The organism is Neobacillus drentensis, assembly GCF_036966985.1.
Taxonomy (GTDB): Bacteria; Bacillota; Bacilli; order Bacillales; family Cytobacillaceae; genus Neobacillus; species Neobacillus drentensis_E.
In genome coordinates this window covers 496-10,460 of the sequence record NZ_JBALSN010000191.1, presented here as the reverse complement: position 1 = coordinate 10,460, position 9,965 = coordinate 496, and the positions used below count along the sequence as shown (strand labels likewise).

8 protein-coding genes and 1 pseudogene are annotated in these 9,965 nt (G+C 37.4%); 7 read left to right on the top strand and 2 right to left on the bottom strand.

Annotated elements, in window-relative coordinates; genetic code table 11:
• Positions 1–2,117 (top strand): DNA internalization-related competence protein ComEC/Rec2 (locus V7659_RS13065; RefSeq protein ID WP_335540355.1); only part of this gene is annotated, 2,117 nt, incomplete at its 5' end.
• A 73-nt stretch (positions 2,118–2,190) separates the two neighbouring features.
• Here the strand turns inward: V7659_RS13065 and V7659_RS13060 are convergent.
• Positions 2,191–2,325: a YqzM family protein gene (locus V7659_RS13060; RefSeq protein WP_026563518.1), complete on the bottom strand. Its 135-nt coding sequence runs from the start codon at positions 2,323–2,325 to the stop codon at positions 2,191–2,193.
• A 304-nt stretch (positions 2,326–2,629) separates the two neighbouring features.
• On the opposite strand from V7659_RS13060, the gene holA reads away from it, so the two are divergent.
• Positions 2,630–3,646, top strand: a complete 1,017-nt coding sequence (holA, locus tag V7659_RS13055) for a DNA polymerase III subunit delta (RefSeq protein WP_335540354.1) — start codon at positions 2,630–2,632, stop codon at positions 3,644–3,646.
• A 43-nt stretch (positions 3,647–3,689) separates the two neighbouring features.
• Here holA and rpsT read toward each other — a convergent pair whose 3' ends face one another.
• Positions 3,690–3,950, bottom strand: a complete 261-nt coding sequence (rpsT, locus tag V7659_RS13050) for a 30S ribosomal protein S20 (protein ID WP_066257719.1) — start codon at positions 3,948–3,950, stop codon at positions 3,690–3,692.
• 213 nt (positions 3,951–4,163) lie between these two features.
• Here rpsT and gpr point away from each other — a divergent pair, with 213 nt between their 5' ends.
• The 5 genes and pseudogenes from gpr to hemW form a co-directional block, all read left to right on the top strand.
• The gene (gene gpr / locus V7659_RS13045; protein WP_335540353.1) at positions 4,164–5,288 is read left to right on the top strand and encodes a GPR endopeptidase; all 1,125 of its coding nucleotides are present in this window, start codon (positions 4,164–4,166) and stop codon (positions 5,286–5,288) included.
• Between the two features lie 126 nt (positions 5,289–5,414).
• Positions 5,415–6,611, top strand: a complete 1,197-nt coding sequence (gene spoIIP / locus V7659_RS13040; RefSeq protein WP_335540352.1) for a stage II sporulation protein P — start codon at positions 5,415–5,417, stop codon at positions 6,609–6,611.
• Positions 6,526–6,921: a YqxA family protein gene (locus tag V7659_RS13035; RefSeq protein ID WP_438825863.1), complete on the top strand. Its 396-nt coding sequence runs from the start codon at positions 6,526–6,528 to the stop codon at positions 6,919–6,921. Before spoIIP ends, V7659_RS13035 begins: the two co-directional genes overlap by 86 nt.
• Positions 6,922–7,037: 116 nt before the next feature.
• Positions 7,038–8,920: pseudogene (gene lepA, locus V7659_RS13030) on the top strand (translation elongation factor 4).
• Positions 8,921–8,999: 79 nt separating this feature from the next.
• Positions 9,000–9,965, top strand: a 966-nt coding sequence (gene hemW, locus V7659_RS13025) for a radical SAM family heme chaperone HemW (RefSeq protein WP_335540350.1), incomplete at its 3' end; no start/stop codon positions are given.

Genomic DNA, 9,965 nt, shown 5'->3' with positions numbered 1-9,965 from the left:
CAGTTATCCCCGCTGCTACAACGACCTTTTCTCTTCAATTTACTCAAGACCCCAAAATCGATGGCGATTTATTACAAGTGCAAGCAATAGAACAACGCTACAAGGAGAGTATTTTAATCCGTTACAATATTCCATCTGAACAGGAAAAAATGAATTTAAAAACAGGAATGTTTTATCAAAGATTATGCAGCGTATCTGGTACCTTGGAAAAACCGGCGATTGCCAAAAATCCTAATGCGTTTAATTACCGAGCCTATTTAGCAAGGAAGAACATGTATTGGATAATAGAAGTACAAGAAAACCCGCTTAAACATTGCACTCCGCTGAAACCTTCTCCGTTAGTACTAATCAAACAACTCCGTTATAAAGGAATTAACTATCTCGAGTCTCATTTTCCCATGGAAATTGCTTCCCTTTCAGCTGCTTTAATTTTTGGTGACAGAAATTTATTTGACCCGGATGTATTATCTGCTTATCAAAAAACGGGTATTGTCCATTTGCTTGCGATCTCTGGTCTCCATGTCTCATTATTAATCGCGATGGTTTTTTATCTAGGGATCCGCTTCGGACTTACGAGACAGTTCATGATTAATTTTCTTCTCATTCTTCTTCCAATCTATGTGATATTAACTGGTAGTTCGCCCTCTGTTATTCGCTCTGGCCTAATGATATTTCTTGTCTTACTTACTGTGAAGTGGCGCACTCGCCTAAAGCTTTTTCCGCATGATGCCATTAGTTTGGCTTTTATTGCTTATTTGATAGCTAGTCCAATGGTGGTTTTTGATGCTGGCTTTCAACTCTCTTTTGCAGTGAGTCTTGTTATCATTTTATCTGCCAATAGTATTCTTACAGATTATTCAAGGAATGTAACACGGATGCTTGCGACCTCATTGGTTGCACAATTAGGGGCACTACCTTTCTTGCTGTATCACTATTTTGAGGTTTCATTAATCGGCATCATTGCCAATATGGTCTATATTCCGCTTTTTTCATTTCTATATCTTCCGGGATTATATCTTTTGTTTTTTATTCAGTTTATTTTCGGAAAAACCCCACTACTACTTACCAAATTCTTTTTAGCCATTATTACTGTCGCTAATCAACTAATTGAATTTCTCGCCGATTTTACTTTCTTTCATTTTATCCCTGGGAGACCAAGTTTGATTTTCCTCATCGCTTATATTTTACTGCTGCTTGCTATTTTTTATCTTTGGGAGTTAAAAATGTTTCCCAAAAGAAAGGCTTACCTGATTTTTTTTAGTATAATGCTGGTAATTTCACAAAAAAGTTGGAACTGGTTTTCTCCATATGGAGAAGTAACAATGATTGATGTCGGTCAAGGGGATAGTATCTTAATCCATTTTCCCCATTCAAAAGGGACCTATCTCATTGATACAGGTGGAACCATGCGCTTTGCTGAAGAAAAATGGCGAGAACGTGCTGAAGCATTTGAAGTGGGAAGGGATGTAGTTGTTCCATTTTTAAAAGGAAAGGGAATTACGCAAATTGATAAACTAATTTTAACACACGGGGATATGGATCATATTGGGGGGACATTTTCGATTATTAAAGAACTTAACGTCAAACAAATCTTAATGCCGTCTGTTGTTGAACCATCTACTACTGAACTTGATATTATTAAGGAGGCCAAAAAACAAAAGATTCCTGTAATAAAAGTGTCCGCAGGTGATCAGTGGGAAAATGAAGAAAATGGCTTTTATATTGTTTCCCCAGAAAAGAATTATTCGGGAGAAAGAAACGGCGGGTCCATTGCTTTTATTGCTCAATTAGGAGGTTTAAGTTGGTTTTTCGGAGGGGATCTAAATCAAGCAGGGGAAGAGAAAATCATACATCAATATCCCCATTTGCATATTGATGTATTAAAAGCGGGTCACCATGGCAGTAAAACTTCAAGTGCAGTTTCTTTTATTAATCAAATAAAACCTAAAGTCGCACTTGTTTCAGCAGGTGAAAATAACCGCTTTGGTCATCCCCATCAAGAGGTGCTTGTGCGGTTAGAAAAAACAAATACGATTATCTTTCGAACCGATCAACAGGGGGCAATCACCTATAAATTTTATCATCAGAAAGGAACCTTTTTCCCGTATTTACCATAGGATAAATCATCTCTAATAATTAAAAAAGACTGCATCAATGCAGCCTTCTACCTTACACATATGTAGCCAATCATTACGAGCCGATTACCTTAATGACTGTTGCAACAATAAACATTATGGCAAAAAAACCAAAAGAAACCCCAAATCCTACCCCTGAATCAATTGCGTCATTTCGTTTACTTTGCACATCTTTTTCAAATTCATTCACAGTCTACCCCTCCTATTTCACAATATAGTATAAGTCATTCTCGAAAAAAAATCCAGCATACTTCAAATTGCTTTCCACAACTGACAAGAGTTGTCAAAATAGTGAGATTGATAAAAGGCTAAACTATAATTACTTAAGGAACTCCGCCAGACAATAGAATATCCTAGGGCTTCTATTGCAGGCGTTCATTATAGATAGGGAATTAGCACTTTTTAAATAGGTGCTAATTCCCTTTAAAATGCTTGTCAAAATGGCCAAGCTTCTTTACCATAGGTATGAATGGAAAGAAGGGGAGCGCTGAAACATGGTAATGGATAGTTGGAAAAAGATTAAACAAAAGGAATTTGCTCCTATTTATTTATTATTTGGAACTGAGTCTTTTTTAATTAATGAAACAAAGCAATTACTACTCAATCATATTTTGACTGAAGAAGAGAAGGATTTTAATTTTGCTAGTTATGATTTAGAGGAAACACCTATCGAGGTAGCCATAGAAGATGCAGAAACCTTTCCTTTTTTAGGAGAAAAAAAAGTTATCTTTTTACATAATCCTGTTTTTTTAACAGCAGAAAAATCCAAGGATAAGGCGGTACACAACTTATCCAGGTTCGAAATGTATTTAAAAGAGCCATCACCTTATTCAGTGTTAGTGATTTCGGCGCCATATGAAAAGTTGGATGAACGGAAGAAAATAACGAAGGAATTAAAAAGACATGCTGAAGTCGTTGAAGCAAAAAAGTTAAATGAATATGACTTAAGGAACTGGGTTAAGGGCAGGGCAAAGAACAGTGGGATAGAATTCGAACCAGATGCGATTGACCAATTATTGGCATTAGTGGGAACAAATATGTTTATGATTACCAGTGAAGTAGATAAATTGGCATTATATGCTTCCGGTGAAAAAAGAATAGACATAGGTCTAGTAGAGAAATTAGTGGCACGATCACTTGAGCAAAATATCTTTACGCTAATCGAAAAAGTAGTTCAGCGAAAACTTGATGAAGCGTTAAGGATTTATTACGATTTGTTAAAACAAAATGAAGAACCGATAAAGATTTTGGCCTTGCTTGCAGGACAATTTAGGTTAATTTACCAAGTAAAGGAACTATCGAGGAGAGGGTATGGGCAGCAGCAAATTGCTGGTTACTTAAGAACGCATCCTTTCCGTGTTAAGTTGGCACTCGGACAAGCAAATAAATTTACCGATGAAGAATTGGCCCATTTAATCGACCTCCTCGCTGAAGCAGATTATCAAATGAAAACCGGCGGCATGAATAAATCTTTATTGATTGAAATGTTCCTATTTCATTTAAAGAAATAAAAAAAACGATTCCTTTGAAAGGGAATCGTTTTTTTTCTCTAAATTAAAGAGCGTTTGTCTTTTTCATTAGACGAGATTTTTTACGAGCAGCAGCATTTTTGTGGATAAGACCTTTTGCAGCAGCCTTGTCTAATTTACTAGCAGCAGTTACTAATGCTTCCTTTGCAGCTGTAGCATCGTTAAGTGTAATCGCAGCTTCTGCTTTCTTAACAGCAGTACGAGTTGCAGATTTAACGGTTGTATTTTGAGCATTACGAGCTTCGCTTGTTTTCACACGTTTAATAGCAGATTTAATATTAGGCATTACTTTCACCTCCTACAAAGAATCGAGACACTATATGAACTCGACTTAACATTCCTAAAAAATAATTCAGAACATGAAATATTTTATCAAATGGAAGGCTATAATGCAATACTGTTTTCGCAGAAGAATATCATTTGCATGATTTAAGATGGTAAGGGCAAAAATAGGAAATAGTTGCTAGACTATTGAAAGATTTGATGGGAGTGAATATTAATGGACGAGTCAATTGACTTAAGTCAATATTCTGTTCGAACGGATTTGGCGATTGAAGCAAGAGAGATGGTCCTTACACAGCAAAAAGGGTCAGTCGGGCAAGAGAAAGATCTTTCGCAAATTGAAGGCGTGATTATTAAGGAAAAAGATGTTGAAGACATAAAGGTTTCTTTAGTTGAAGTAACCGAACAAGGGGCCAACCAGCTAGGGAAAAAAGCTGGTCGGTATTTAACTGTTGAAGTACAAGGGATTCGCCAACAAAACACAGAGGTACAGCAAAAGGTGGAGGAGATTTTTGCTAGAGAGTTCTCCTACTTTTTGGAAGGGTCTGGGATCAAAAAAACGGATTCATGTCTTGTGGTGGGTCTAGGCAATTGGAATGTGACCCCGGATGCACTAGGACCGATGGTGTGTGAAAATTTGCTGGTCACCCGCCACCTGTTTCAGTTGCAGCCGGAAAATGTAGAGGAAGGCTTCCGGTCCGTTAGTGCCCTTTCACCAGGTGTTATGGGGTTAACGGGGATTGAAACAAGCGATATTATTTTTGGTGTAGTGGAAAAAACAAAACCTGATTTTGTTATTGCTATTGACGCACTTGCTTCTCGTTCGATTGAACGGGTAAATTCAACGATCCAAATTTCAGATACAGGTATACATCCTGGTTCGGGGGTAGGTAATAAAAGAAAAGAATTAAGTAAAGAAACCTTAGGAATACCTGTCATTGCAATTGGGGTTCCGACCGTGGTAGATGCTGTGTCCATTACTAGTGATACGATCGATTTTATCCTAAAGCACTTCGGAAAAGAGCTTAAGGAGGGCAATCGTCCTTCAAGAGCGCTTGCACCCGCAGGGATGAGTTTCGGTGAAAAGCGAAAGTTGACTGAAGAGGACTTACCGGAAGAAAAGCACCGGAAAACTTTTCTTGGGATGATTGGTACATTGGAAGAGGAAGAGAAAAGAAAATTAATTTATGAAGTTTTATCACCAATTGGTCATAATTTAATGGTTACTCCTAAGGAAGTTGATGTTTTTATTGAAGATATGGCTAATCTAATTGCCAACGGTTTAAATTCTTCACTTCATGGTGCTGTTGACCAAGGGAATGCTGGCTACTACACCAAATAAAGGAATAATGAGAGGCATCTTTCAAATCTATTTATTTGAAAGGATGCCTCTTAAGTTAAATTTGGGGTTCTACCAATTCTAGTAGCTTCATATCATTTACTAGAATCAGTTTTGCGAGGTGGAACCATGAAAGCTAGAAATTCAGGAACTTTTGTTATGGTGCAAGGGACAAGTCTACTTAAAGCCGCTGGATTATTGTTACTATTTATGCTATTGATTTTCTCTATTAGTGGGTTATTAACCTCGTTAAAGCCACAATATCGACTGATGTCGTCTTCGGTTAATCAGGCGGCAACAAATGTGAATGGGGAATTGCTCTATCAATTAATGGGTTGGGAAAATCATCATTTCTTATCAGTTGAACAAGATTGGACCTCAACTCCTACGTTAACGAACATGGTATTTAAGTTATCAAGTAACATTAACTTAAATGATCCCCGCAGTCTCCTTGGCAGGGAGCTACCAGGGTTTTATCAATTTGATGGTAAAATTCTAGTCGCTGGTGAGGGGACAAACTACACAAATATGCCGATTGAATCTGCCCCGCCCATTGAAATAATGAAAGCGGAGCGAGAGGCATCATTACAAAATTTAGAGGGCTTAGAAAAGCCTGAGGATGAAAATCAACTACCTGCACCTAGTCAGACAACAGGCAAACGTAAGGTTGTATATCTATACTTTACACATAACAGGGAATCTTATTTGCCCTATTTAAAGGGTGTTACCAATCCGAATTTAGCCTTTCATTCCAAAATCAACGTAACAAAAATAGGTGATCACTTAAAGACAAGTTTGGAAGATAGAGGGATAGGAACCTTTATTGATAAAACAGATGTTCAGGCAAACCTCAATAAAAAAGGTTTAAAATATCCTAGCTCTTACCAGGAATCTCGCTCAGTTGTTCAAACTGCAATGGCGTCTGATCGTGATTTACAATACTTTATCGATATTCATAGAGATTCTAACCGTAAAGATAAATCAACCATTACTATTAACGGAAAGTCATATGCAAAGCTTGCCTTTATCATCGGCGGTAAAAACCCAAATCATGAAAAGAACGAGAAATTAGCAACCGAACTGCATAAAAGTTTAGAAAAAAAGTATAAAGGTTTAAGCAGAGGTGTTTTCGTGAAATATAGTGGGAATGCTGTATATAATCAAAACCTATCAAAAAATGCAATCTTGATTGAATTTGGCGGTGTCGACAATACGTTTGAAGAATTAAATCGTTCTGCAGATGCCCTTGCCGATGTGTTTAGTGATTTTTACTGGGATGCTGAAAAAGTTAACAAGGATGCTGAACAATCAACAAAAGAACAATAGATGTAAGGGAGCATTTTTTATGAAGATGTTCATGTTAAAAAGTGTTTGCTTGGCTGCTCTCATGTTAATCTCTGTTTTAGTAGGTATGCAATTGGCTAATGATGGTATTCATAAAATGAAAGGCTATGATGATCCAAACTTTCAAAATGCGGTTAGTTTAAATGGGACAGACAGTAACTTGCAAGCTACCTTTTTGGGAAATGAAATCTCAAGTCATGATCTTGAAGCAAAGCAAAAGAAACTCGAAGAAATTAGTGCATATAATTTTTTTTNNGCTTCTGAAAAGTTAGTTCATCTTATTGCTGATTAAAATAATCGAAGTGGCACCAGTTTGGTGCCGCTTTTCGATTTTGATTGAATCTTGTTAATCCAATTGATATAATTCAAAATAGTGTATATGTGCGAGTATAGTAGGAGTGAAAGACCATGAACAATAATGAAAGACTCAAAAGACAATCAAAAATAAGAAATTTCTCAATTATTGCCCATATTGATCATGGGAAATCAACATTAGCTGACCGGATCTTGGAGAAAACCAATGCATTGACCTCTCGGGAAATGAAAGATCAGCTCCTTGATTCAATGGACCTTGAAAGAGAACGCGGAATTACTATTAAATTAAATGCCGTCCAGTTAAAATACAAAGCGAAAGATGGAGAAGAATATATTTTCCATTTAATTGATACACCGGGACATGTCGATTTTACGTATGAGGTTTCAAGGAGTCTTGCAGCATGTGAAGGGGCTGTTTTAGTCGTTGACGCTGCACAAGGAATTGAAGCACAGACACTAGCGAACGTTTATTTAGCTCTTGATAACAACTTAGAAATCCTGCCGATCATTAACAAAANNTTGCCCTTGATAACGACCTTGAAATTTTACCGGTTATTAATAAAATCGACTTACCTAGTGCAGATCCAGAGCGTGTTCGAGGAGAAATCGAGGATGTCATCGGTTTGGACGCTTCGGAAGCCGTGTTAGCTTCAGCAAAGGCTGGGATTGGGATTGAAGAAATCCTTGAACAAGTCGTTCAAAAAGTCCCTGCACCGCAAGGAGACCCAGAAGCACCATTAAAGGCCCTTATTTTCGATTCTCTATATGATGCCTATCGTGGTGTTGTCGCGTACATTCGTGTGGTCGAAGGAACCGTTAAGGTGGGCGATAAAGTCCGGATGATGGCTACCGGGAAAGAATTTGAAGTAAATGAAGTAGGCGTTTTTACACCAAAAGCAACCATGCGTGATGAGTTAACCGTTGGTGATGTTGGCTTTTTATCTGCATCAATAAAAAATGTCGGCGATACTCGTGTGGGTGATACAATTACAAATGCAAAAAATGGGGCAACAGAGCCACTTCCAGGTTACCGGAAACTAAACCCAATGGTTTACTGTGGACTTTACCCAATTGATACAGCGAAGTTTAATGATCTGCGTGAAGCACTTGAAAAACTTCAGTTAAATGATTCTTCACTTCAATTTGAACCAGAAACTTCACAAGCACTTGGATTTGGATTCCGTTGCGGATTCTTAGGATTGCTTCACATGGAGATTATTCAAGAACGGATTGAACGTGAATTTAAAATTGATTTAATAACGACAGCACCGAGTGTTATCTATCATGTTCATATGACAGATGGCTCCGAAATAAGGGTGGACAATCCTTCAGATTTACCGGATCCACAAAAAATTGACCGTGTTGAAGAGCCTTATGTGAAGGCAACGATGATGGCTCCAAATGATTATGTAGGAACCATTATGGAACTTTGCCAACAAAAACGGGGAATTTTTGTAACAATGGAATACCTGGCGGAAAATCGGGTAAGTATTATCTATGAAATGCCATTAGCAGAAATTGTCTATGATTTCTTTGATCAATTGAAATCAAGCACAAGAGGTTACGCATCCTTTGATTATGAGCTCATTGGATATAAACCTTCCAGCCTTGTTAAGATGGACATATTGTTAAATGGTGAAAAAGTGGATGCATTAAGCTTTATAGTTCATAAAGACTTCTCCTATGAACGAGGGAAGATTATTGTTGAAAAACTGAAGGAGCTTATTCCTAGGCAGCAGTTTGAGGTTCCAATTCAGGCTGCAGTAGGTCAGAAGATTATTGCTCGTTCTACAATTAAGGCTATGCGTAAAAACGTTTTAGCCAAATGTTATGGCGGAGATATTTCCCGTAAACGAAAATTATTAGAAAAGCAAAAAGAAGGTAAAAAGCGGATGAAGCAAGTAGGATCCGTTGAAGTACCACAAGAAGCATTTATGGCTGTCTTAAAAATGGACGATAGCAACACAAAAAAATAAACTAGCTGGGGGTTAGGACAAGCCATTTTTATAGGCGAATTCTAGCCTCTTTTTGTTGAAGAATGAGGAAGTGAACGAAATGATTAAATCAGCCTATCTCCATATCCCTTTTTGTGAACATATTTGTCATTATTGTGATTTTAATAAAGTATTTCTAAAGGGGCAGCCGGTTGATGACTACTTAAAAGCACTTGAACAAGAAATGAAACTGACTTTAACCCAATTTCCAACAAATATTCTTGAGACGATATTTGTGGGCGGGGGTACACCGACGTCGTTAAATGAAAAGCAGCTTTATCAATTTTGTGAAAGTATTAACAGAACTTTACCTAAGGGTGAGCATATAGAATTTACCTTTGAGGCGAATCCAGGTGACTTAACGGCAGGAAAATTAGAAATATTAAAAGAGGCTGGGGTTAACCGGATTAGCCTTGGAGTTCAAACGTTTAATGAGGAACTACTGCAAAAAATCGGACGCGTTCACAAAGCGAAAGATGTCTACCAAACCATTGATAACGCAAAATCCTTGGGATTTGAAAATATCAGTATTGATCTTATCTTTAGTTTACCATCACAAACTCTTTCAGATTTTAAAGAGACATTAAAAGAGGCTTTTTTACTTGATATCACACATTATTCTGCCTATTCCTTAATCATTGAACCAAAAACAGTTTTTTATAATTTACTAAAAAAAGGAAAGCTGCCAACTCCCGGTGAGGATGTGGAAGCTGCGATGTACGAACTGCTAATGGAAGAAATGGAAAAGCATGGCTTCAACCAATATGAAATTAGTAATTTCTCTAAACCAGGGTATGAGAGCAGACATAACCTTACCTATTGGAATAACGATTCATATTATGGGTTTGGGGCAGGTGCACATAGCTATTTAAATGGGATAAGACGTTCGAATATTGGTCCCTTAAAAAGGTATATGGAGCAAATAAATAATGGGATCCTGCCGGTAATGGAAGAACATCAAACTTCAAAAATTGAGCAAATGGAAGAAGAAATGTTTTTGGGATTGCGAAAAACTGCAGGTGTATTC